Source organism: Plantactinospora sp. B24E8 (genome assembly GCF_039871735.1).
Classification (GTDB): Bacteria; Actinomycetota; Actinomycetes; order Mycobacteriales; family Micromonosporaceae; genus Plantactinospora.
Genome location: NZ_JBDPMH010000035.1, coordinates 13,902 through 37,609 on the forward strand (window position 1 = coordinate 13,902; position 23,708 = coordinate 37,609).

25 protein-coding genes are annotated in these 23,708 nt (G+C 68.4%); 18 read left to right on the top strand and 7 right to left on the bottom strand.

Annotation, left to right across the window (positions count from 1 at the left end; translation table 11 throughout):
* Positions 1-22: 22 nt before the first annotated feature.
* A complete protein-coding gene (locus tag ABGB21_RS30775; protein WP_347680711.1) occupies positions 23-3,166 on the bottom strand; it encodes a tetratricopeptide repeat protein in 3,144 nt (1,047 codons plus the stop codon).
* Positions 3,167-3,273: 107 nt separating this feature from the next.
* Complete coding sequence (locus ABGB21_RS30780) at positions 3,274-4,371, bottom strand: PHB depolymerase family esterase (protein ID WP_347680713.1); 1,098 nt, start codon at positions 4,369-4,371, stop codon at positions 3,274-3,276.
* 330 nt (positions 4,372-4,701) lie between these two features.
* Here ABGB21_RS30780 and ABGB21_RS30785 point away from each other — a divergent pair, with 330 nt between their 5' ends.
* Positions 4,702-6,654 (top strand): Xaa-Pro dipeptidyl-peptidase, encoded by a 1,953-nt coding sequence (locus ABGB21_RS30785; RefSeq protein WP_347680715.1) that lies wholly within the window; start codon positions 4,702-4,704, stop codon positions 6,652-6,654.
* Between the two features lie 130 nt (positions 6,655-6,784).
* Entirely contained in the window at positions 6,785-7,351 is a 567-nt protein-coding gene (locus tag ABGB21_RS30790; protein ID WP_347680717.1) for a hypothetical protein, read from the top strand.
* A 67-nt stretch (positions 7,352-7,418) separates the two neighbouring features.
* Here ABGB21_RS30790 and ABGB21_RS30795 read toward each other — a convergent pair whose 3' ends face one another.
* Positions 7,419-8,024, bottom strand: a complete 606-nt coding sequence (locus ABGB21_RS30795; RefSeq protein ID WP_347680719.1) for a class I SAM-dependent methyltransferase — start codon at positions 8,022-8,024, stop codon at positions 7,419-7,421.
* Positions 8,025-8,205: 181 nt separating this feature from the next.
* Between ABGB21_RS30795 and ABGB21_RS30800 the strand changes: the two genes are divergently transcribed.
* Positions 8,206-8,778 (top strand): GNAT family N-acetyltransferase, encoded by a 573-nt coding sequence (locus tag ABGB21_RS30800; RefSeq protein WP_347654882.1) that lies wholly within the window; start codon positions 8,206-8,208, stop codon positions 8,776-8,778.
* A 718-nt stretch (positions 8,779-9,496) separates the two neighbouring features.
* Here the strand turns inward: ABGB21_RS30800 and ABGB21_RS30805 are convergent.
* On the bottom strand, positions 9,497-9,802 hold the full coding sequence (locus tag ABGB21_RS30805; RefSeq protein WP_347680721.1) for a hypothetical protein: 306 nt from the start codon (positions 9,800-9,802) through the stop codon (positions 9,497-9,499).
* Positions 9,803-10,074: 272 nt separating this feature from the next.
* Here ABGB21_RS30805 and ABGB21_RS30810 point away from each other — a divergent pair, with 272 nt between their 5' ends.
* Positions 10,075-12,387 carry a site-specific DNA-methyltransferase gene (locus tag ABGB21_RS30810; protein WP_347680723.1) on the top strand — a complete coding sequence of 771 codons (2,313 nt, stop codon included), beginning with the start codon at positions 10,075-10,077 and terminating at the stop codon, positions 12,385-12,387.
* Here ABGB21_RS30810 and ABGB21_RS30815 read toward each other — a convergent pair.
* A complete protein-coding gene (locus ABGB21_RS30815; RefSeq protein WP_347680725.1) occupies positions 12,384-13,073 on the bottom strand; it encodes an HNH endonuclease in 690 nt (229 codons plus the stop codon). The genes ABGB21_RS30810 and ABGB21_RS30815 overlap by 4 nt on opposite strands.
* Positions 13,074-13,781: 708 nt before the next feature.
* On the opposite strand from ABGB21_RS30815, the gene ABGB21_RS30820 reads away from it, so the two are divergent.
* A complete protein-coding gene (locus ABGB21_RS30820; RefSeq protein ID WP_347680727.1) occupies positions 13,782-14,297 on the top strand; it encodes an HD domain-containing protein in 516 nt (171 codons plus the stop codon).
* Here the strand turns inward: ABGB21_RS30820 and ABGB21_RS30825 are convergent.
* On the bottom strand, positions 14,285-14,755 hold the full coding sequence (locus ABGB21_RS30825) for an NUDIX domain-containing protein (protein ID WP_347680729.1): 471 nt from the start codon (positions 14,753-14,755) through the stop codon (positions 14,285-14,287). The two genes, ABGB21_RS30820 and ABGB21_RS30825, sit on opposite strands and share 13 nt — an antisense overlap.
* Before the next feature lie 4 nt (positions 14,756-14,759).
* On the bottom strand, positions 14,760-15,518 hold the full coding sequence (locus ABGB21_RS30830) for an XRE family transcriptional regulator (RefSeq protein WP_347680731.1): 759 nt from the start codon (positions 15,516-15,518) through the stop codon (positions 14,760-14,762).
* A 161-nt stretch (positions 15,519-15,679) separates the two neighbouring features.
* Here ABGB21_RS30830 and ABGB21_RS30835 point away from each other — a divergent pair, with 161 nt between their 5' ends.
* The 13 genes from ABGB21_RS30835 to ABGB21_RS30895 all read left to right on the top strand — a co-directional run bounded on the left by ABGB21_RS30835 (position 15,680) and on the right by ABGB21_RS30895 (position 23,700).
* The gene (locus ABGB21_RS30835) at positions 15,680-16,000 is read left to right on the top strand and encodes a hypothetical protein (RefSeq protein ID WP_347680733.1); all 321 of its coding nucleotides are present in this window, start codon (positions 15,680-15,682) and stop codon (positions 15,998-16,000) included.
* 251 nt (positions 16,001-16,251) lie between these two features.
* Complete coding sequence (locus ABGB21_RS30840) at positions 16,252-16,680, top strand: DUF3307 domain-containing protein (protein WP_347680735.1); 429 nt, start codon at positions 16,252-16,254, stop codon at positions 16,678-16,680.
* 117 nt (positions 16,681-16,797) lie between these two features.
* On the top strand, positions 16,798-17,742 hold the full coding sequence (locus ABGB21_RS30845; RefSeq protein ID WP_347680791.1) for a hypothetical protein: 945 nt from the start codon (positions 16,798-16,800) through the stop codon (positions 17,740-17,742).
* A 70-nt stretch (positions 17,743-17,812) separates the two neighbouring features.
* On the top strand, positions 17,813-18,190 hold the full coding sequence (locus ABGB21_RS30850; RefSeq protein ID WP_347680737.1) for a hypothetical protein: 378 nt from the start codon (positions 17,813-17,815) through the stop codon (positions 18,188-18,190).
* A gap of 95 nt (positions 18,191-18,285) precedes the next feature.
* Positions 18,286-19,152 (top strand): FtsK/SpoIIIE domain-containing protein, encoded by an 867-nt coding sequence (locus tag ABGB21_RS30855; protein WP_347680739.1) that lies wholly within the window; start codon positions 18,286-18,288, stop codon positions 19,150-19,152.
* Complete coding sequence (locus ABGB21_RS30860) at positions 19,149-19,361, top strand: hypothetical protein (protein WP_347680741.1); 213 nt, start codon at positions 19,149-19,151, stop codon at positions 19,359-19,361. Before ABGB21_RS30855 ends, ABGB21_RS30860 begins: the two co-directional genes overlap by 4 nt.
* Before the next feature lie 89 nt (positions 19,362-19,450).
* Positions 19,451-19,882: a hypothetical protein gene (locus ABGB21_RS30865; protein WP_347680743.1), complete on the top strand. Its 432-nt coding sequence runs from the start codon at positions 19,451-19,453 to the stop codon at positions 19,880-19,882.
* A complete protein-coding gene (locus tag ABGB21_RS30870; RefSeq protein ID WP_347680745.1) occupies positions 19,879-20,181 on the top strand; it encodes a hypothetical protein in 303 nt (100 codons plus the stop codon). The genes ABGB21_RS30865 and ABGB21_RS30870 overlap by 4 nt, the downstream gene beginning before the upstream one ends.
* A gap of 5 nt (positions 20,182-20,186) precedes the next feature.
* A complete protein-coding gene (locus ABGB21_RS30875) occupies positions 20,187-20,582 on the top strand; it encodes an RRQRL motif-containing zinc-binding protein (RefSeq protein ID WP_347680793.1) in 396 nt (131 codons plus the stop codon).
* 2 nt (positions 20,583-20,584) lie between these two features.
* Positions 20,585-20,872 (top strand): hypothetical protein, encoded by a 288-nt coding sequence (locus tag ABGB21_RS30880; protein ID WP_347680747.1) that lies wholly within the window; start codon positions 20,585-20,587, stop codon positions 20,870-20,872.
* Entirely contained in the window at positions 20,856-21,644 is a 789-nt protein-coding gene (locus ABGB21_RS30885) for a hypothetical protein (protein WP_347680749.1), read from the top strand. The genes ABGB21_RS30880 and ABGB21_RS30885 overlap by 17 nt, the downstream gene beginning before the upstream one ends.
* Positions 21,641-21,907: a hypothetical protein gene (locus ABGB21_RS30890; protein WP_347680751.1), complete on the top strand. Its 267-nt coding sequence runs from the start codon at positions 21,641-21,643 to the stop codon at positions 21,905-21,907. Before ABGB21_RS30885 ends, ABGB21_RS30890 begins: the two co-directional genes overlap by 4 nt.
* Positions 21,907-23,700: a replication initiator gene (locus tag ABGB21_RS30895; protein WP_347680753.1), complete on the top strand. Its 1,794-nt coding sequence runs from the start codon at positions 21,907-21,909 to the stop codon at positions 23,698-23,700. The genes ABGB21_RS30890 and ABGB21_RS30895 overlap by 1 nt, the downstream gene beginning before the upstream one ends.
* The last annotated feature ends 8 nt before the right edge of the window (positions 23,701-23,708 follow it).

Genomic DNA, 23,708 nt, shown 5'->3' on the forward strand with positions numbered 1-23,708 from the left:
GAGGTGCCGCAGTGAGCTGTGGTCAGGGCCGGCGGGCCGGCCCGACGACCGTGACGAGGGTGGTCGGAGCGGGACGCGGCGCCCCCGGATCCGTCCGGTCCAGGCCGGCCCGGGCCCGGTCCTGCTCGTCGCGGTCCCCGGTCTCGGCTGCGATGCGCAGCGCCGCGCTGTGCGACCGGAGTGCCTCGGCGGGATGCCCCGCACCCCGGTACGCCTCGCCGAGGCTGTTCAGCACACTCGCCTCGCCGTACCGGTGACCGGTCTGCCGGAACAGTCGCAGGGCCTGGTCGAGTTCCTCGAGCGCCAGGTCGTGGCGGCCCGTCCCGCTGTGCAGCCGGCCCAGGTTGGACAGCGCGGTCGCCTCGCCGTCCTGGTGCCCGGCCTCCCGGAACAGCGTCGCCGCCCGGGTCAGCCCGGCCGCCGCCTCCCGGTGACGGCCGAGTACCCGCTGCACGTCACCGAGGTTGCACAGTCCGATCGCCTCGCCGATCCGGTCGCCGAGGGCGCGGAACAGCTCCAGGGACCGGCCGAGGTGCTCGGCCGCCTCGGGGTACCGGTCGAGTTCGGTGCAGACGTTGCCGAGGTTGGTCAGGGCGCCGGCCTCCCCGTACCGGTCGCCGAGTTGGCGGTAGAGGTCGAGGGCGGCGAGCTGGTGGGTGACCGCCGGACCGGGCTGACCCAGTCGCTCGTGGACGATGCCGAGGTTGGACCGGGTACGCGCCTGGCCGTACCGGTCCCCGCCACGCTCGTGCATCAGCAGGGCACGCTCGAGGTGTTCGAAGGCCTCGGGGTAGCGGCCCCGGAGGCGGTGCACCGCGCCGAGGTTGGTCAGCGCGTGCGCCTCGCCGCCCTCGTCGCCGGTGAGCCGGGCGGCGTGCAGGGCCTGCGTGTGGATGTCGAGGGCGTCCAGGTGGTGCCCGCTCTCCAGATAGCGGTAGAGCGTGCTGGAGAGGAGTACCGGGTACGCCGGCCAGCCGTGCGTCGCCGCGTACCGGCAGAGGGCCACCAGGGTGCCCCGCTCCGCGTCCAGCCAGACGGTGGCCGCCGTACGGTCGTCGAATGCCGCGACCGGCACCGGCTCGGCCGGCCGGGGCGGCGGCGGACGGTGGTGCCGTTCCGCCGGATGGCACACGTCCATCGCGGCGGCGACGCTGGCCAGGTGGTGGTCGAGCAGCCGGGTGACGGCGGCCTGCCGGTCCGGTGCCGGGTCCTCGGCCTGACAGACCTGCCCCGCGTACGCCCGCAGCAGGTCGTGCATGCCCCAGTGGCACCGCCCGACGGGCTGGACCAGGTGCACCCGGGCCAGTACCGCGAGCGCCTCCCCGGTCCGGTCGACGTCGAGCCCGGCGAGCGCGGCGGCGGCCGGCAGCCCGACGTCGGTGCCGGGATGCAGACCGAGCCGCCGGAACACCAGCGCCTCGGCGGGTGGCAGCTGCTGGTACGACCAGGAGAAGACGGTCTGGACGGCGGCCCGGGGGTCACCGCCGACGTCCAGCAGCCGTACCCGTCGACGCAGGTCGGCCAGTTCCTCCACCAGGTCGGCGAGCCGGTCGTCGGGTCGGGAACCGGCGAGTTCGGCGGCGACCCGCAGCGCCAGCGGCAGTCGGGCACACTGCCCGGCGAGGGTGGTCAGCGCCGCCGGTTCGGCGTCCGCACGGGCACCGATCAGCAGCCGCAGGAGTCGGCCGGTGTCGGCGGGCGGGAGCGGCGCCAGGGTCACCCGGCGGGCACCGTGCAGCGCGACCAGGCCGGCCAGACTGTCCCGGCTGGTGACCAGGGCCATGGCTGACGCGGTACCGGGCAGCAGCGGGCGGATCTGGTCGACCGAGGCGGCGTTGTCGAGCAGGACGAGGACCGACCGGTCGGTGAGTTCGGTCCGGTACCGGGCGGCCCGTTCGTCGACCTCGAGCGGAATGTCGTGGTTGGCCACCCCGAGCCCGCTGAGCAGTCTGGCCAGGGCGTCACCGGCGGACATCGGGGGCCCGTCGTCGTGACCACGCAGGTTGACGTAGAGCTGCCCGTCCGGGAACCGGGCCCGCAGTCGGTGCGCCCAGTGCACGGCCAGCGCCGTCTTGCCGACTCCGGCGGTGCCGCAGACCGCCGCGACGAGAACGGGTCGGGGTTGGCGGGCCGACGGGTCGGTGTCGTGGGCCAGGTGCGGATCGCCGCCACCGCCCGGGTTGTCGTCCGGTCCGGCGGACCGGGGTGGGGAGAGCAGTTCGTCGAGCAGCCGGAGTTCGGCCTGGCGGCCGGTGAAGCCGTACACGTCGGCGGGAAGCTGGGCCGGCACCACGGGCGGCGCCGCTGCCGTCGTACCGTCCGGGCGGGCTGCCGGGGTCGCGGCCGGCGGCTCCGGGGCCGCGCCGACCGGCACCTGCCGCGCCGCCGCCGGCGGCGGTTTCGTGGCAGCCGGGTCGGTCAGCAGGGCCGCGTGGGCAGCTGCCAGGACCGGCCCCGGATCGACCCCGAGTTCGTCGGCGAGCCGGGCCCGGACCGCCTGGTAGGCGGCGAACGCCTGGGCCCGCTGCCCGACCGCCTGGTACGCCCGGATCAGTCGTGCCTGGGTCGCCTCGTCGAAGGGCTGGCCGGTCGCGGCCTCCTCGACCATCGGCAGCACCTCGGCCCCGGCTCCGATCTCGAGCATCGCGTCGCAGTACCGGGCCTGCGCCGCCTGCCGCTCCGCGAGCAGTGCCAGCACCTTCGGATGGCCGGCCAGCACGGGTACGTCGGCCAGCGGTCCGCCCTGCCAGAGCCGCAGTGCCTGCTCCGACAGGCTGGCCACCCGGCCCGGGTCGGGCTTCCGCGCGGCGGCAAGGGCCGCGCCGGCCAGGGCCCGGAACCGGGCCAGGTCCACCTCGTCGTCGGCGACCCGCAGGGCGTAGCCGTCACCGACCGACGGCAGCAGCCGACTCGGCGCGTGCGGGCGGCGGTCCGGCTCCAACCGCTGACGCAGGTGCTTGACGTGGGTCTGTAGGACGTTCGTCGCGCTCGCCGGTGGCTGGTCGCCCCAGAGGGCGTCGACCAGTTCGGCCCGGGCGAGCGGGTGCCCCCGGGCCAGGACCAGCAACCCGAGTACGGCCCGACGACCGGCCGGACCCAGGTCCAACTCGTGGTCGTGGCGCCAGACGCGGACCGGACCGAGTACCTGGATCCGCACACCCCGCACGGCCACCTCCCGTCGCGCGGGTCCATGCTGACATGCCGATCCATGGTCGTCTACGTTCAGTCCCTCCGGTCGGACCGCGACCCGTCTATGTCCAGTCCCCGTCCCGGCTAGCCGTCGGCGCGGCGGATCATGTTCATGACCGTCTCGAGCTGCGGCCCGCCCTTGATCGGGTAGCTGGTGGCGCCGAGGTAGCCCCACCAGTCCCAGCAGCCGTTCGGGTTGACGGCGGAGGCGCTCGCCTGCGGGTAGAGCACCACCATGTTGTTGGTGTCCGCGTACTGGTTGAGGTTCGCCCGGTCGACGAAGGCGGTACCGACCGAGGAATATCCCTGCAGGCACCCGTGCAGCGCCACCAGCAGGCGGCAGGACTGCCCCGAGGCACAGGCGGACGGCACGTAGACGAACCCCGTACCACCCATGCTGAGCGTGGCGGCGCTGCCGGTGGTGGCGAAGGTGCTCTGGTTGAAGCTGACCAGCGAGCCGCCGAGCGGGCCGGTGTTCGGTGCGCTGACCGAGCCGAGGAGCTTGCGCAGCAGGGCGTTCTGCGGATCGGTTCCGCAGTTGTTCAGGTACGGCGACGCGGTGACCGAGCAGCCGCCGGTGCCGTACGGGCTCACCCAGGCGTGTCCGGCCGACGAGCCGCTGTCGTACTGCACACTGGCGCCGAAGTCCTGGAAGTAGCGGACCAGGTCGTCGGTGACGGACTTCCGGATGGTGGTGTCGCTGTTGCCGTGGAAGACGTACACCGGTCGGCCGGAGAGGTTACGGACCGGGTCGATCCAGCCGTACGAGGCCCAGGTCCGGGTGTAGGTCTCCAGGGTGGGCAGGTACGTCGGCCAGATGTTGTCCATGCAGCCGTAGAGCGACTGGGCGACGTTGTTCTGCGCGCAGTAGTACGGTCCGGCGGTGAAGAGGGCGGCGCCCCGGATCTGGCCGGAGTAGGCGACCTGCAACTGGGTCGCGAGGTAGGCGCCGGCGGAGACGCCGGCGACGTACACGGCGGAGATGTTGTACCTGCCGAGCGATCCGGCGACCGGGGCCTTCGGGTAGGGCGCCGCGGCTGCGGCCGCGGTCGTCGCCGTGTTCGGGGTCCCGGCTGGACCGGCCTCGGACGCCGCCGCGACCGGGCTGGCGACGGACGGGGTCGCGGCGGCGAGCAGCAGTACCGCCGTCGCGGCGACGGCGGTGCGGGTCAGGAACCTCATGACGGCCTCCCTCACACGCCGGCACGGACGGTGGTGGGGCGCGGCGTGCGCCGAGGTTAGTGGGGTGGGTCCGGCGGGTGGTATCCCCGCGCGGGACATGGATCGACGCGCGGACATGTCGGTCGTCGCCAGCAACCGGCGGTCCGGCCCGCCGGCCCCCTCCGACACGGCCGTCGGCGCGGCTCGTCGATCATCCCGCCACCATCATCCCCTCGACGGTATTTCTGTACGCCGGGGAATCGATGCGGTGGAATGGGTGGGCCACGGCCGACACCTCGGGAAGGGCTGCCCATGCGGATCACCCCACCGTCCAGATCGGTCCCGGCCCGAATGGTCGGCGTTGCCGTGCTGGCGGCCACCGTACTCACGGTGACCGCGGTCGCGCCGGCTCCCGCCGCCGCACACGGCGCCCGGCCGGTCCCGCATGTCGTCGGCACCGGCACCGTTCCGGTCTACTCCTACGCCGAGGCGATCCGGGAGAGCGTCTGGGTGGAGGCGCCGATGGACTCCGACGGCGACGGCGTCCGCGACCGGATCGCCGTCGACCTGGTACGTCCCCGGGAGGCGGCGGCGGCCGGCGTCAGGGTACCGGTGATCATGGATGCCTCGCCGTACTACCAGTGCTGCGGTCGGGGCAACGAGAGCGAGGTCAAGCGGTACGACGCCAACGGGCTGATCACCTCGTTCCCGCTCTTCTACGACAACTACTTCGTGCCCCGTGGCTACGCCTTCGCCGCGGTTGACCTCAGCGGTACCAGCCGCTCGACCGGTTGCGAGGACGTCGGCGGCCGGGCCGAGGTCACCGGCGCCAAAGCGGTGATCGACTGGCTGAACGGCCGGGCCCGGGGCTTCACCGCCGACGGCACCCCGGTCCAGGCCACCGGCTGGACGACCGGCAGGGTCGGCATGATCGGCAAGTCCTGGGACGGCTCGGTCGCCAACGGGGTCGCCGCGACCGGCGTGCCGGGGCTGGCCACCATCGTGCCGATCTCGGCCATCTCCAGCTGGTACGGCTACCAACGCTTCAACGGCGTGCTCCGGGCCAGCGACTACCCCGCCTACCTGCACTCGTACGTGAACGGACGCCCGGCCGAGGCGTGCGCGGCGACCCTGGCCCGGCTGCGCGCGGACAGTGCCGAGGAGACCGGCGACTACAACGCCTACTGGGCCGAGCGGGACTACCGGACGGCGGCGGGCCGGGTACGGGCCAGCGTTTTTGTGGTACACGGAATCAACGACCTGAACGTGCCGACCTCCCAGTTCGCGCTCTGGTGGGAGGCGCTGGCCGAGCGGGGCGTACCGCGCCGGATCTGGATCCACCAGACCGGTCACGAGGACCCGTTCGACGTACGCCGGGCGGAGTGGGTGCGGACCCTGCACCGCTGGTTCGACCACTGGCTCCAGGGGCTGCCCAACGGTGTCCAGTGGGAGGACAGGGCGAGCATCGAAACCAGTCCCGGTGTCTGGCGCGACGAGCCGGACTGGCCGGCCAGGGGAGCACGGCCGGTACGGGTCGCCCTCGGCGTCGGTGACGGCACCACCGGCACCCTCGGCGGTCGGGGTGCCCGCCCCGGCACCGTCTTCTCCTACACCGACGAGTCGTTGGGCGAGGATGAGCTGGTCACCGATCCGAACACCGCCCGGGCCGGACGGCTCGCCTTCCTGTCCGGCCCGCTGACCGGCCCGCTACGGATCTCCGGCAGCCCGTCGGTCCGGCTGCGGATCCGGGTCGACCGGCCCACCACGGAACTCACCGCCCGCCTGGTTGACTACGGCACCGCCACCCGGATCAACCACTTCGCCTCGGAGGGCGTACGGACGCTGGGCACCGAGTCATGCTGGGGTGAGGCCAGCCCCACCGACGACGGCTGTTACCGGGACACCGCCGAGATCACCGCGACCGGCGACCACGCGGTGCTGACCAGGGGATGGCTGGACGCGGCGCACCACACCTCGCTGCGGTTCACCACACCCCTGCGTCCGGACCGCTGGTACACCGTCGACATCCCGCTCGACGCGTACGAGGCGGTGGTGCCGGCCGGGCACTCGCTCGGGCTGGTGCTCGGGCAGTCCGACCCGGAGTTCACCAACGTCGACGACCGGGACGCCACGGTCGACGTCGACCTGGCCGCCAGCCGGCTGACCCTGCCGGTCGCGGGTCGGGTGAGCCTGCCCGCCGTGACGGTCGCGCCGCAGGTCCGTACGGAGTCGACCGCGACGGTCCGGTCGAATCCGGTGGATCCGCGTCGGGTCCCGGACCGGGGCCGGTCGACCCGCGACTGACCGTGCGGCCGGCGCCGGTCGCGTCCCGCGCCACCCAGCGGGTACGCGTGTTCGCGTCCGCGTCCCGGATGCTGCCAGCTCGGGCCGACGGAGCCCTGGGGTGGCGGATCCGGTGTGCCACCATGCTCCGGTGACGCTCACTGATCAGCTGGCGCAGTGGCGGGACTGGCTTGTCCGCCTCGGTGCCCCGGTCGCTCCGGTCCTGAAACCGGGCAGGAGTCGGGCCGAGATCGAGGCAGTGCTCGGTGCGGCGACTCCGCGTACGGTGCTTGAATGGTTCCAATGGTGCGACGGCGTCGACTACGCGCCGGGACAGACGATCGGTGACTGCTGGACGATCCCCGGCTTCTGGCCTGTCGAGCTGCGGGACGTCGCCGGAATCAAGGCAGCCCACCATGACGAGGACAGCTCACTTCTCGCCGGGAACTGGGTACCACTGCTGCAGAACGGCAGCTCGGACCTGTACGCGGCGGCCTGGTCCGACAGCAGCGAGCCGGTCGTGGTCACGATCATGCCGGAGTTCGCGCCGCCGAGCGTGGAGTTCCACAGCGTCGAGCAGATGGTCGCCGTCGTCAACGAGTGTTTCACCCGGTCGGCCTACCATCTCGACGCGGAGCGGCAACTGGATGTCGACGACGAGCTGTACGACGAGGTCTACGCCGCCATCGTCGGCTCCCGCCCGGTCGAGGAGATCTAGCGCGACGCCGATCATGCGACCCTGGCTCCGGCCACGCCCGGGCCGTCGCCGCCCCGGGTGACTGGGATCAGCCGGCCGGGCGGCGAAGGACGCTGACCGCGAAGGGCGCGTCGTCACGCCATGGGCGCAGGTCCCAGGTGGCGAAGCGGTGTTCCAGGCGCAGCCCGGCGGCGGCCGCGTCGGCGTCGAACGCGGGCAGCGGGTAGCCGCGTTCGGTGCCGAAGCCCACGGCCAGGACGCCGTCGGGGCGCAGGTGTCCGGCGATCCGGCGCAGCACCTCCGGCTCGGTGCCGACCGCGACGAACGCGAGAACGTTGCCGGCGAGCACGGCGGCGTCGAACGGCTCGGCCTCACCCATCGCCGGCAGGTCCAACTCGGCCAGGTCGGCGACCAGCGAACGCAGGCCGGGGTGATCGGCGCGGGCGGCCTCCACCAGCACGGGGTCGGCGTCCACCCCGATCACGGTGTGCCCGCGCTCGACCAGTGCGGCGCCGACCCGGCCGGTGCCGCTGCCAGCGTCGAGGATCCGCGACCCGGGTGGGACCAGGGTGTCCACCAGGCGGGCCTCGCCGGCCAGATCCGCGCCCTCGGCGGCGAGCCTGCGGAACCGGTCGACGTACCACTGCGAGTGCTCCGGGCCGGTGTCGGTCGCCCAGCGGGTCGGGTTGGCCATACGGCCACCGTAGCCGGGCCGGCGGCGCGGTAAGGGAGTCGGGGCCCGGCGGCCTGGACCGGCCCTGAGGTGCGCCGCGGTGCTTGCGCGCCCGCCCGCTCCGCCGGAAAACCGGTTGCGCGTGGCCGGCACCGGGGGTCTGGTTGATCAGCCGCCAGGCACCGGAGGGAACGTGTCGCCCATGTCGCTGCCCACCCCCACGCTGCACACCGTTCGCCTTACCCTGCGTCCCTTCGACGACACGGATGCAGACGATCTCTTCGCGTTGCACAGCAACGCCTACGTGCTGCGCTACTGGGACTCGCCACCGTGGAACGAACGCGTGCGCGCCGAGCGGTTCGTCGCGGCGTGCCGGCAGATGGCGGAGGCGGGCACCGGGGCGAGGCTGGCCGTGGATCGCGACTCCGACGGGGCGTTCATCGGCTGGTGCAGCCTGAACCGGTGGAATCCGGACTACCGCAGTGCATCGCTGGGCTGCTGCTTCGACGATGGGGTGTGGGGCCACGGCTACGCGACGGAGGCCGCGCGTGCGGTGCTGCGGTGGGGATTCGACACGCTGGACCTGAATCGCGTCCAGGCTGAGGCCGATACCCGAAACGTGGCGTCTGCCCGCGTGCTGGAGAAGCTCGGGTTCGTGCGTGAAGGGACGCTGCGAGAAGACTGCATCGTGAACGGCGAGGTCTCTGACTCGTGGGTCTACGGGCTGATCAGGCGGGAATGGCGGCCGACGTCCGAGCCGCTGCCCGCCCGCTGACTCCTCGCTCCCTCGCGACGCCGCCCGGCATCGGGGTGTTTTCGCATCGTGGCGCCGAGAGAGCCGGCACCCGGCCTTCTCGCGGCCGCCGACCGCGCGTCTCGATCAGAATCGGGGACCGTCTGTTTCAGCGATAGGCGACACACAAGTTACTTAGCGTGATTGTTCGGCTCGGATAGCGAGCCGACCAACTGTCACTCTTCACGGAGAACGACGTGTAACGGATCTGCGCCGTCGTGCTGGCGCGCCCGGCAGGATTCGAACCTGCGACCAACTGCTTAGAAGACGTGTTGCTCGTCGCGCTACGTAACCGCCCTCCGGGTGTGACGTCGCTGAGGGTGACGCTCAGCCATGACGGACTGTCCATCGACGGCCGCTGTCGACCCTTGGATCGGGCACGCGACGGGCACGTTGGGAAGCGTTGCTGCCACGCTCTTGACGTCTCGCTTACAAGCTCTGTGCATCGCGTCCGCCCTCGTCCGGGAACGGCCGGACGCTCGGAGCCTCGTCCATGCCCGCCCACATCAGCGTGCCGCCGTCCGGCCCGGTTGCTGTCAGCGTTGCTGTCGACAGCCATCCCGCCGACGATCCAAGCCGACTCCCGCTGGGGGGACGCGGTCTCAAGTTGTCGGCTGGTGCCGGCTGGGGAGCTTCCCGCGCCCCAACGAGCGACGCCGGTCCCCGGTCACTCGAGACCGAGGGCGGGACACCGGTCTCGCTAGTGCGAGTACTTCCGCTGGTGGCCGTTTACGCTTTGTTCAGTGCCCTTGTACCAGCACCCAGAAGCAGGGCAAGAGACCCAGTTGCCCGTGCGCACCGCTTCGTGGATGACTGGCCGGCCTGGGCCGTAGCCGTGCTTGTGCAGGAGCTGGGCCACCTGACTGCCGTATTCCGCAGCCACGAGCGCCGCTTCGGCGATCTTGTCATGCCCCTGTACGAAGAAGGAGCCAATGCCGGTCTCCTTGCCGCAGCCGCACCAACACGTGCCCGTGGGGATCAATCGCGGCAGATCAGTCTTCGTCATGCGACCATGGTAGACCTTCTAGGCTAGAGGTCAAGGATCGCGGCCAAGGGGCCGCCTCATGGACGCCCGTGGGTCAGGAGTGACAGCGGTGCGCGAGCCGGGCAGCGGTCCGCGGGGAGCGACAGCCAGGGAAGTGCTGTGGCGCACAGTCGAACGCAAGGCACGGCGTCGGCCGCCCACGCGAACTGTTGCACGAATCGCCGCCCTGGCCTGCGGTTAGGCCCTCGCCGTACGGGTGTCTAGACTTGGCACGCGCAGCAGAGGAGGAGCGAGTGACACCATCGGATACCGCTACCAGGAGCCAGGTCTCTGCCGGGATTGAATCAACGGAAGACTTCGCCGACCTGCTGCGACGGCTAAATGGCATCGATATGCCTCCTTCGCGCATCGTACTGGAGTCGGTCCGCTCACTAATCGCCTCAGTTGGTCGTCCGCAGGTCGACGAGCAGTCAGCGATCCGCCGCTTCTACGGGCTTTTGAACCAGAAGCTGCGGAGCAACAAGAAGGTAATCAACGACATTTATGCGCGGGCCGCCGGGCATGGTTACACCTTCAATTACCCTCAGAAGAGGGCCATCGAGTGGGCGGTAGATACTTCCAATCATTCAGCTCTAGCGGAGCTGCTGGGCTCGATAGTTGGCAGCGATGAGGTCGTCTCGCAACTACTAGACCTTTTCGATCCGGTTACGGTCGAACAGACACGGGAATTGCTCCAAGGGGAGACAGCAGACCCGACCAAGCTTCGTAAAGCCCTAGACAGGTCGGTTCAACAAGACGTCGTAGATGCCACGGCCGGTCCGCTTGTTTGGTCCCTGTGGCGGCATGAGGAGTTGTACGCCTACTTTGGCCAACCAGCCGCAGCACCCCTAGCTGACCGCCCCTACCTTGAGATGCTTGCTCGCTTGAATAGCAAGCTCTTCGAGAGGAACCGCTCACTTGTCATCCGATTCGTAAGTCCAGAGGTGGAGAGTGGGCTCCGGGAAAGCCAACTACAAGGATTATACGATTGGGTGGCGGGCGAGTGGGACGTGATAGACAATCACGGGTATCTGGCGCTGGTGATAGACGCATCACGCAATTCTTGGGCTGGCGCCTGGTCTATCTGCAGCGACGTCATTCTGATGGCGGAGAGGTTTCTTGAGAGGCCTATCGAGAGAGGCTACTTTCGGTGGAAAGACATTCGAAAGCAGTCGCTGGAGCATATGCCGCACTTGGATGACCAGGCAGCCCAGTTCGATAAGGGAAATGAAGGTTTCTCTTACCGAGACACATTCGTCTTGACGGACCCTAATGGTAGAGTCGCAAAGCTAATCGCGCTGTTTCAGAAGAATGAGCGGGATGAAACGCTTCTCCCTTGCCCTTCATGTCGTTCAACGGACGTCGAAGGGAACTCGTACCCTGTTCTCGGGGTAAAAAGTTGGGCCTGTAACAACCTGTTGTGCCCTGAGCGAAGCATCTACAACCGCGGGCGACGTTACGACTTCAGGTCGCTCGTACGACAGTCTGCCATCGAGGATCCCGCGAACGAGATCCCAGTCGACAATGTGCGGAGGTGGATGCGCGATGTCCTCGAGGATGAGGGCTCCGAAGAGATAATGTCCACCCTCATTCGGCATTACTCTAAGCAAGGCGATGTCGTGGCCCTGATCGACGCTCCGGTAGAAGTTCGCAATTCGCTGGGGCGCGCTGTTCGAGTGGACCTGTCGATCCCAAAGGGCGAGGGCGGCGTTTTTTCAAAGGCAGCGTTCTTCAATCGGTACTTGACGACAAGCGCGAAGGTCGAGGGGCAGGCCGAATCCGGCGCCAACTCTGTGCTCGACGAGCGATGGTCCGTTATCGAGGGAAGTTCCGAGCAAGTTCTTCGGAAGTTTCCCTCTGATGTCTTCGATAGGGCCATCACGTCTCCGCCGTATTACAATGCGAAGGAATATGCACAGTGGCCCAATCTCTACTGCCACCTACATGACATGCGCCTTGTGGCTGAGCAGGTCTTCCGCGTTCTCAAGCCCGGCAGTCTTTACGTTTACAACGTCTTCGACTACTTCGACAACGATAAGACCATCGTCTTCTCTGCCATGGGACAACGCCGGGTTCCGCTCTCTGCCCTTACCGTCGATCTATTTCGGCGAGTCGGATTCGATTTCGAAGGCTCTTCCGTGTGGGACAAGGGCGACATTGAAGGCAAGCGAGGATTCAACCGGGGCAACTTCTCGCCTTTTTACCAGGCCCCCTTCAACTGCTGGGAGCACGTACTACTATTCCGGAAGCCTGCGACTGCATCCCTTGACGTTCCGGATAAGTGGCGACGTGTCGCTGAAATCCGGCCAGTTTTCAAGATGGTGCGAGGAGAGAACCGCTACGGCCACACCGCGCCATTTCCGGTAGAGCTTCCAAGAATGTTCCTCGAAGACCTCCACGCCGACGCCCTGATCCTCGACCCATTTGGAGGATCAGGGACGACGGCAAGAGCGGCACTGGACAAGGATATGCGTTGTGTCCTTATTGAACGTGATCCGCAGTATGCAGAACTTGCTCGCGAGCTAACAGCGGCACACCAGGCTGGCGCAAGTGAACGGTTGTTCTAGAAGGAAGAGGATTCATCGATCTCGTAAAGGCCCTCGCGCGCCAGCCAATGCGCCATTGCCCAGGCCTCCTTGAATCGAATATTGGCCATGGTCAAGCCATAGGCTCGGCACAGCCGCTCGTACTCCTGGTAGGTGCGGGGCCCCTTGACGAATAGAATCCACATCAGGGCCGATTCTGTGGTGAGGAATGTAAGGCCTCCATTGCGATGCGATGGGCGGCGGATGACGTTGCAGCGCCTGCAGCGGAGCGTCATGTTGTCAAGCCGGTCTGCCGCATCGCCGTACTCCTCGCGAGTCTCGATGTGGTCAGCTTGGAGCTCCAGCCGGGTGCCACAGCCGATGCACTTCCCTGCCTGCTCCTTGTGCCAGTCAAGGACTGCTTTCATGGTTTGACGCGGTGGATAGTGCGCCTGGAAGGTTTTCTTGGAGGCGATGGAGGTACCGACTTGTGAAGGGTTCAAATGCCCCAGGACGAGCGAGCCGATCTCCTTGTACGTAACTAGACCGACCGAGATCATCCAGGTTATCAACCCCTGCCAATCTGTTTCCTGCCACTCCCGGTCAATCTTGGGCGAGTCGACGAAATCGGTGTGATTGGCGTCTGACGATCCGAACAAGTCAATCTCCCCATATGCTGGCAACGGCGCGGCTCCGTTGCGGCCATGTGCGACGCGACCCTTCTCCACGAGACCCCGTCCGGGGCCTTATGTGCAGTCACAGGCGTCGAGCGGCAATCAATGCCAGGGCGTAGAGTACCTTGATCGGCAGGAAGCCCTTGTCCCCTCGAACCGGGACGATGGGGCCGCTCGGTGGTGTCAGAACCTGCCGGGCGACACGGCGAGGCCGTGGTGGGGTTGCGGCGCGTGTCCCCTGGGCAGGCCCCTGGCCTGCCGGCAACGCCGGCCCGAGGGGCCGTAGAGGCTCCGGGGTCAAGGGCGGCCCGCAGGGCCGTCGCGCAGCGACGCGAAGCGCCCTTGACCTTGGAGGGGCGGCCCCGCACACTCCGCGCCGCAACCCCACCACGGCCGGCGGTGACTCGCCCTTTGGTGCGGCGGTGCGACGGCTGCAGCGCTCCGGCTGGCTGCCGGCTACCAGCTCGCCACCAAAACGGCCTGTCGTTCCGCGGCGGCCCTCCGGGTTCCCGTAACCCGCGCCCGCCGCCGGGCACAGGCGAGCCGGAGCGTAGCGACCGCGGAGCGCAGGCCACGCGCCCAGGCGGCGGCGCGCGCGGCCCGTCAAGGGCCGCCTTGAAGACGTACAGAAAGTTTGCACAGGATCGCCGGCAGCCGGCCGGCCCGTCGCCCTTCTGTACCCGTCGCTAGCCGGGACGTCTGGGGGCGTCGTACGCTCCGATGGTGGAGTTGGTCCCTAGGGCTGAGCGCACAGCCCAACAGGTGCTCGCCGATGCGCTCCCCCGCCGGTGGACGCACGTACAGGCGGTGGCGGCCAAGGCTCAGCAGATCGCTCACACGGTTCGTTCTGACGACACCGACACGCTGGTTGCTGCAGCTTGGCTCCATGACGTCGGCTACGCGCCTGGCCTCGTCGAGACTGGCTTTCACTCGCTTGACGGTGCCCGATGGCTCAAGCGGGAAGGTTGGAGCGATCGTGTTTGCAACCTTGTCGCCTATCACTCGTGTGCCGCGTTCGAAGCGGAGGAACGCGGCCTAGCCGACCAGCTGCGCGCAGAGTTCAGCTCCGAAGACTCAGCTGTCACCGACGCGCTGTGGTATGCCGACATGACCACAGGCCCTGATGGACAAGACTTCGACGTACGCGACAGGCTTGCCGAGGTCCGGAAGCGCTACGGGCCGGACCATCTGGTTACCCGATTCTGGGCCAGAGCGGAGCCGACGCTCCTCGCGGCGGTTCATCGTACCGACGGCCGTCTAGCTGCTCACCCGATATAGGGACGTTGCCTGTTCTCGTAACCGTGGTTGATTCTCAACCTCATCGACGGGTGAATCTTCAGATCGTCCAACTCCTCGCGGGGGACCCAGCGGACCTCTGACGACTCGTCGCTCGGCGTCAGCTCACCGCCGAGGTACCGGCCTCGGAAGCAGATTGAGAACTGCTGCCGGACCTCACCATCGGTGTATGCGACGACATGGTTTGGGTTGGTGTAGATGCCAACCACGTCCAAGACCTCGATGTCAACCCCAGCTTCCTCGCGGGTCTCACGTACGGCAGTCTCTGCGATGTACTCGCCGAAGTCCTGGGCTCCACCGGGCAGCGCCCATAGGTCGTTGTCCGTCCGCCGGATCAGCAGCACCCGGCCATGCTCGTCGAGGACGAAGGCTGTCACCGCTACGACGATGCTGTTGGCCTTGGGGGCATCCGGGTCGTTGTAGTGCTCGGTACGCGCCATCGGTCTAGCTTGCCACGGGTCCCTGCCACTCAGGCGTTCCGCTCGACCAGACCCGGTCAAAGCTGTCCGCGTAGGTGTCGAACAGGTCGCTACCGAACAGCCTTCGAAGATGCAGCACCGGGGCGTGTGCGGCAGGGAAGCCGTAGGCGTGAGTGTTGACAAGCATCTCATCATCGAACCGGTATATCGAGTTGTAGAGCGTGGTCTCGTGGTAGCGCAGCGCTACGTTTGGGGTTTTTTGGAGCTTGTCGTAAAAGGCCCGCACATTGTGTACCTTGCCCGCCATGGCGTTACCGATTCCCTCTTCCGCGCCTCGGCGGGCCACGGCCTCCGATGACGGATCGCCGAGCAGGATCTGAACAACAGCGCCCGCCTCGGCTTTAGCCTTGAGATCGCGAATCAGGGTGGGAACCTGTTCAGGCAGGAAGAGCCCAGCGTAGGCAAGGATGCCGACCTTATTGGTGGCCTGCTCGATGAGTCGGCGCCACAGGTCGATTGGCACCGCAGCTCGACGTGGGTAGATATGCACAACCTCCGATTCGGCCACCTGGGCGGCGCGCTGGGGCGACAGGGCCTTTGGCCAGAGGTAGGTCTCCCTCTCGCCGAGCAGTGTTGCAATGGCGTGTCGGTGTCGCGGATACGGCGCGCGATCCAACGTCACCCATCGCTCGGCGGTCTTCGGGTTGACCCCTAGTTTTTCCGCCAGACCAAAGGTTGTCAGCCCGGCCTTCAAAAGTGCATCGCGTAGGCGCTCGTTCGACATGCGTGCCTCACCTCGCCAGACGTCAGGGACGACTTTAGCCTAGAATAGACGTCCCTAGAAGTCCAGGTTGAGTCATGACGCCGTGACGACCTGCAACGAGACAGTGGACACAGACAAGAGCAGTCGTCCACTGGGGGCGCGCTCTAGACAGGAGGTCTGTTGTGAAGCTGTACGTGGACACCAAGGGCAAGCAGGTGACGGTGTCGAGGGACCCGGAGCCGAAGAACGACCAGAACGGCAACCAGCGGAGCGAGAAGGGAACGGGCCGACTCATGTGGTCCACCCAGGTCTTCGTTCTCGACGAGACGGGTGGCGAGGTCATCTCCATCACCACGGCGGGTGAGAAGCCGAGCGTGACGGTGGGACAGATCGTCATTGTCGAGCAGTTGGAGGCCATCCCGTGGGCGACCAACGGGCGTAACGGCGTGGCGTTCCGTGCGCTCTCGCTGAAGGTGCAGTCTGGCGCGTCGGCGTCGAAGTAGGTTCCTCGCACATCGTGCTGTGTCAGCCACAGGTGTCCGTGGCTACACCTCGAAGCGGACTGATGGTCCGCTGATCTGAACCCGTTCGGGTTTCCGTTCCGGGAGTGTTTCTGGCTCCTACGCTCCCGGCCAACGACCACCCGTTTTTGGTGGTCAGTTTGGTAGCACATGGCGCGGGGTCGGTACTGGCTCCTACACCTGCCGACCCCCGCCTTCCAACCCGTTCACCCTCATTCTGAGGAGAGGTTGTCATGCTCGTTTCAGCTGTCGTGTTCGCCGTGGTGTTGGCGACTTTCTACGCGGCTCACCATTTGGCCGATCACGTCTTCGGTCAGACCGACAAGCAGGCCGCTCACAAGGCCGCTCCCGGTTGGGAGGGCTGGCGTCATCTGCTGGGCCACGTCGGGGCCTATCACTTGGTCGTGATGGTCATGCTGGCTATCACGGTCGTCGCGCTGGATCTGCCGGTCACGGTTGCCGGGTTGGCGGCCGGCGTCGGCTTCTCCGCGATCACACACGCGTTTCTGGACCGGCGCTGGCCGGTGCGCTGGATCCTCACCCACACCGGCGGTGCGGCGTTCGCCGACCGTCAGGCCCCGATCTGCGGGATGTACCTGGCGGATCAGTCGCTGCACTCGGCATGCCTGTGGGTGTCTGCCCTGCTGATCGCCTGCCTCTAGCCGCTTCGCGCTAGGGCACCCCTAAAAGAAAACAAGCGCGGGGTCGGTACTGGCTCCTACACCTGCCGACCCCACGCCTTCCAACCCATCCAACCCAATCGCTTGGGAGGACGTGTCGTGTCCAAGTCTACCCCTGCCCGCATGTTCGGGCGGAAGTCCTCGTCGTCTGGAACGGTGACGGTCATCGAGGCCAAGGTCCGCCGTTCGTCGGCTCGGAACGCCCGTCTGGCGTTCGTCGTGACCGCGTTCGTTGTCGGCCTGTTGTCGATGGCGGTCGCCGCGGACTACATGCATCCGATCCTCGCCGGCCTGCTCGGCTTCGCGATCGGCACCGCGACGGGTGCCGTGGTTTGGCTGCTGGTCCGTATCTGGCCGGTGATCCGGCTGATCTGGTGGTGGCTGCCCGAAATCGGGCTCACCTTCGGCCTGGTCTACGGCTGGATCAGCCTGGCCCGGCACACGAATCTGTGGGTACGGCTGCTCGTCGTCGCCCTGGTCGTCGGCGTCCCGGCTGCCGTGCCGGTCATCCGCCGCAATCTGATCGCGGTGGCCTGGTGTGTCATCGTGCGGCACCGACTGCGGGTGTGCTTCTCGCAGTTCATCATCGCCAACCAGTCCGGCAGTCTGCCGCTGATCCTGTGGGCACGCCCCACCCCCGTGGGAGAACGTGTCTGGATCTACCTACGGCCCGGCCTGTCCTACCAGGATCTCAACACCCGCCTCGACAAGATCGCCGTGGCGTGTCACGCCTCCTCGGTGCTGGTCGAGCGGGCCTCGGACCGTACCGCCGCGTTCCTGCGCATCGACGTGAAGCGTCGTGAGGTGCTGACCGCAACCGTCGGCTCGCCGCTGGTCGGCCTCGTCGACCCGGCCACCCCGGCCAGTGACCGGACGGCCGGCCCGGTGCCGACCGCGCTGGATCTGCCCGACGTGGCAGACACCCCGACCGGTCCGACGCGGCCGGCTCCGTCGCCGCGATCGGCGACCAAGCCCGCCCCTGCGGCGGCTTCCGCTTCGTCGAACGGCGTTGTCGCCGACGACGACGTCTCCGACTGGATCTGACCTGACCGGCGCACCTGCGCCACCGATCCCGTTCCTGTTCACCTACCTGCCCTGTTCAGGAGGCTTTGTCGTGTCCGACTTCATCGCCAACTTCCCCGTCCCGGCCGGTGACAGCGTCACCGACGCCCTCACCGCCGCCCAGGCGGACAGCCCCCACGACCCGTACGCGTCCTACCACGGACTGCTGGGCGCCATGCTCATCCACATCAACCAGGCTGACCGGTTCGCTGACTGGCTGAACCTGGAAGGCAGGTCGTACGGGATCGCTGTCAACGGCGGTCCGGCGTTGACGCCCGACGAGCGGCAGCACCTGCTGTCGGTCATCGCCGCACACGCGCACGGTCTGTTGGCTGTCGTCGACGCCATCCGCGAACACGTCCCGACTGAGGAGGACTACCTCCAGGTCCGCGACCAGACCGACCGTCCCGTCGCCGACGACCTCGGCTAGACGAACCAACCCCTGCCTCGTGGGGCCAACCACCGTGTTGGCCCCACCGGGCCTATCCGCCCCTACCCGTGTCGACTGTTTGGGAGACAACCACCATGACGAACACCATCAGCCTGCCCGATGACGGGCGGGTGCCGGTCGGCCCGGCCCTGTCGATGTTCGACCCCATCTACCTGGGGATTGACGAGTTCGGCCAGCCGGTCTACATCACCCTGGCCTACCGCAACCTCCTTGCCGGTGGTGAACCCGGCGGCGGTAAGTCCGGCCTACTCAACAGCATCGCCGCGCACGCGGCCCTGTCCACCGACACCCGCCTGGTACTGCTCGATGGCAAGCTCGTCGAGCTGGGCATGTGGGAGGACGTCGCCGACGAGTTCGTCGGCCCCGACATCCACCACGCCCTGGCCGTGCTGCGCCGTCTGCAGACGGTGATGAACAACCGGTACGCGTGGCTGCGTGCCCACGGTCGCCGCAAACTCACCCGTGACGATCGGCTTTCGATCATCACCGTTCTGGTCGACGAGATCGCCTTTTTCTCCGCCACCGTCGGCGCCAAGCAGGAACAGGAAGAGTTCATCGCGCTGCTGCGTGACCTCGTGGCCCGGGGTCGGGCCGCCGGCATCCCGGTCGTCGCCGCGACCCAACGCCCATCGTTCGACATCATCCCCACCAGCCTGCGGGACCTGTTCGGGTACCGGGCCGCGTTCCGGTGCACCACCCCGAACAGCTCCAACATCGTCCTCGGCCACGGCTGGGCCGAGCAGGGCTACACCGCCACCGACATCAGCCCCACCAACCAGGGCGCCGCATACCTCATCGCCGAGGGCGGCGTACCCCGCCGAATCAAGGTTGCCTACCTGTCCGACGCCCAGATCGAGTCGATCGCCGACTACGCCGCCTGGATCCGCCGACCCACCACCACCCCGGCCAGCAGCCGGGTCGAGTGGGTGAAAGCGGCATGACCACCCGGGAACGGGCACGCGCCCGCCAGAACACCCACCAGGTGGCCCAGTACACCGAACTGTGGATCGTCGGTCACCCCGCCGACGTCGCCGCCATGGTTACCGCCGCGAGCCGAAGCGGCCTTCTCGCCTACGTTTCCCCGCCGAGCTTCATGGGCGGCGACGACCCGCGTATCCGCCGCTACCTGCGGCTGCGCGCCCACCGATAGCACGGCCGACAGGACCGGACAACGCCTCGCAAGCACACCGGTCCTGCCGGCCCTCAACCAACAACCTTCAACGGAAGGACGTGGCTGCCATGAAGGCTACCCACAACCCGCCCACCACACGAGACGTCGACCTGACCCCGGCCGACATTCTCCGCTGCGCGGCCATCTACGTGCAGCGGCACGGCTGGACCCGGGGCGTGTTCTTCACCAGCGCTCTTGTCGACCCGACGCCGTTCCCGCCGGCCTGCGCCGCTGGCGCCATCTGCACCGCCACCGTCGGACAACCGACCATGCCCGCCGACCTGCACCCCGGCACCCGACCGGCCGCCTACCGGGCGCTCGCGTTCTTCGCTGACTACCTGAATGACTTCGGCAACCCCAGCTCTCGACCTGACGCGGTCAACACCATCGGCGACTGGAACGACGAAACCAGCCGCACCGGCACCGAGGTCATCGACGCACTCAACGACGCCGCCGACGAGTGGGACCGCCAGCACCCGGCAGGCGGTGAGATCGCATGAACACCGTCAACCAGCCATTGACGCCATCGGTGCCCCGGCCACGCCGCCGGGACGTCGTCGAGAACGACGAATTCGCCGCCTTCACCCGACGCATCATCCGCGCCCACGGCCGCCGCGTCGCCACCGGAGACGTCGAAGCACTGCGCGACCTGGTCGCCCTGTCTGCCGAACTCGACCAGGCCATCGGCAACGCCGTCCTTGGTCTACGCGCCTTCGGCTACTCCTGGGCCGAAATCGGCGCCCGACTCGGCATCTCCCGCCAAGCCGCTCAACAACGCTGGGGCGGTGAGCAGCGGTGACCAAGCTGCGTAACCCCGACCTCGACCAACTCACCGAACAGACCGGCATCTACGTCGAGTTCTACGACCCGGCAGGGGACCGGTACGGCTTCCCAACCTTTCCCTACCACGGCGCGCCGGAACACCTCGCCACCGTCCGGCAGCTCCGCGCTGCCGGCCTACGCCCGAACGGGCACGACCCCGTCGCCCAAATCCTGTGGCGGCATCGCCGACAGCGCCGCGTCGCCTACCTCTACCGGCGCGACCTCGCCGCACCCAAACGCACCGCCACCCCCGCCCAACAGGAGGCGATCGCCAAAGCGCTCCGCGCCCGCCGTACCTGCCCCATTTGCGAGCAGGTGAAGCCCTACTACATCCCCCGCTCGCTCGGCGAGTGCCTCGAATGCCATCGGAGGCCCTGACCATGGCCATCTACATCGACTGCCTCTACTGCATCGACGGGAACATGCCCGCCGGCATCCACGGCGTTCTCGGCCCGGTCTACCAGCCGTGCCCGGTCTGCATGTTCGTCTGCCCCTCCTGCGAAGGCGACGGCATCTTCGCCGCCGACTACACCTGCCTGCCCTGCCTACGCCAGCGACTCGCCCGCCTCGGCCTGGCCGCCGTGCTGTGCGGCTACTGCCTCGGCGTCGTCGACCTCATCCCCATCGACACCGTCCCGGAGGTGACCCGCGATGACCACCACCACTAACCCGTCCGCCACGAAGTCGGGCCGGGGCTGGGCCTACCTCGGCGCCACCCTCGGCGGCGCGGTGTCCATCGCCGCGAACATCGCCCACTCCTACGTACCCCCCGCCGGGGCGCCCACCGACTGGACCCCGCTACCCGGCGCCGTGGTCGGTGCCATCTTCTGGCCCGTCGCCCTGTTCGTCGCGGTCGAAATTCTCGCCCGCGTCCCCTGGCCCACCGGTCGGGGCTGGACCCTGCTGCGGTTCGGCGGTCTGCTGCCCGTCGCCCTGGTCGCCGCCGTCGTCTCCTACAAACACCTCGCCGGCCTACTCGACTACTACGGCGAAGACCCGTTGACCGTCGCCATCGGCCCCCTGGCCGTCGACGGCCTGATGGTCATGGCAACCGGCGCTCTCCTCGCCACCGGCACCCGCCGACCCACCACACCCAACCGGCCCACACCGGTCGACACCCACGAGAACGCTTCGGCCGACACCGACACCCTGCCGGCAACCCAGCTGGACGTCGTCGACATCCCACCCGCAGCCGTCAACAGCCCCACACCGGTCCCGGCGCCTATGTCGGAGGTCCCCACCCACCTGATCCCGACCGCCCGGTTCGTCGTGGTCAACCACGAGCAAACCACCGGCCGACCGATCGGCGTCGACGAACTCGCTGCCCGACTCGACATCACCCCGGCCGACGCCGGCCGCCTCCTGGCCGTCGTCCAACCCACCCCGGCCCGCGTGCCGGCCACCGTCAACGGCACCCCACTGCGCGGTGATGCCCGGTGACCATCCACCTCGTCGACCTCGTTCATGTCCTCCACACCTGCCCCGCCAACCCTGCCCCGCACATCGTCGACACCCGCCGGAGCCTCGTGCACACCACCGACGGCGGACCCTGCCGCGCACCGGTCACCATCCGCAGCGGCACCACCGAAACCGAGATTGCCTGCGGCCGACACGTACCGGCCGACCAGCAGTGCCCGGCCTGCCGGGTCACCGTGATGGAACGGTCCATCACCACCGTCAACCTCGACGAGGTTGCCGCCTGATGGCATCGACGCTGGACCTCACACCCCGGACCCCCACGGCCCGGGGTGTGGGCTCGAACGCCGACACCATCCCCACCAGGAGCATCGTCGTCGGGCACGCCCTGGCACGGGCCGCACAACCCGACTACTTCGGCTGGCTCGACCACATTCGCCCGGCCGCTGGCTGCACCCGACCGATCCGCCTCGCGGGGGAGCTGCTCACCCTCGACCCCGCGACCGGCGTGATCCTCGACCGGCGGCACACCGACAACCTGCCCGACTCCACCATCTACAAGGCGTGCGGCAACCGCCGCGCCACCGTCTGCCCCGCCTGCGCCCGCACCTACCAACGCGACGCCTACCAACTCCTACGCGCCGGCCTTGTTGGCGGCAAGGGCATCCCCGAGACGGTGTCACGGCACCCGGCCGTGTTCGCCACCTTCACCGCACCATCCTTCGGCACCGTCCACACCCGCCGCGTCGGCCGGCACTCCTGCACCGACCGGCGTCGCTGCGACTGCCGCCCCGACCCCTGCCACCCACGACGCGCCGACGACCCCACCGCCGGCCTGTGCCCCCACGGCCGGCCCGCCGTCTGCTGGGCACGCCACGACCAGACGGACACCGTCCTGGGCCGGCCGCTGTGCCTGGACTGCTACGACCACGACCACCAGATCGTGTGGAACGCCTTCGCAGGCGAACTGTGGCGGCGCACCAAACAAGCCGCCGAGCGTCACCTTGCGAAACTCGCCCGACGGCGCGGCATCCCCGACGTCGAAGTCGTCACCGACAGCGGCAAGGTCCGCCGGGTCCCGCCGGTCCGGCTCGCCCACGGCAAAGCCGCCGAGTTCCAAACCCGGGGCGCGGTCCACTTCCACACCCTGCTCCGCCTCGACGGCGTCCACCCCACCAACCCAACCGCGGTCGTCCCCCCACCGCCCGGCTTCACCACCACCGACCTGCTCGACGCCGTCCAGCACGCCGCCGAGCAGGCCGACTACACCACCCCAACCCACCCAGACCGCCCCGACGGCTGGCCTATCGTCTGGGGTGAACAACTCGACATCCGGCCCATCACCCTGACCGGCACAGGCGACGTCACCGACAGCATGGTCGCCGGCTACCTCGCCAAATACGCGACCAAGAGCACCGAGGCCACCGGCCACCGCTCCACCCGCCTCGACGCCGACACCATCGCCGACTACGCCGACCCCGACGGCGACCACACCGCCCGGCTCATCGACGCCTGCTGGCGCCTCGGCCGACCCACCGGCACACCGGTCCCGCTCTCCCAGCGGCCCCGACCCGACCGACCCAAGCGCGGCTTCACCACGCCCTGGACGTGCCCCGACTGCGGCACCCACACCAGATACCCGGCCTGCCCCGTCTGCGTCGCCGAACGTCAATCCGCCATTGACGCCAAACCCGCGAACACGGGCAACGCCAACCCGTACACCCGGCTACGCCGCTGGGCACACATGCTCGGCTTCGGCGGCCACTTCCTCACCAAAGCCCGCCGCTACTCGGTGACCTTCCAACTCCTGCGCGACACCCGCATCACCTACCGACGACACGAGAACCACGACCAGGCCGACACCGACCCCGGCACCATCCGGGCCGTCGACCACCAGGCCGAAGAAACCACCCTCATCGTCGGCACCCTCACCTTCGCCGGCGCCGGCTGGCACAACAACGGTGACGCCCTCCTGGCCAACACCGCCGCCGCCCTCGCCCGCGAGCGACACGCCACCGGCCGCGAAGAACTCGCCCACGAACTCGGCACCACCATCACCGCCGTGCCCGTCGCGGCATAACCCGCTGG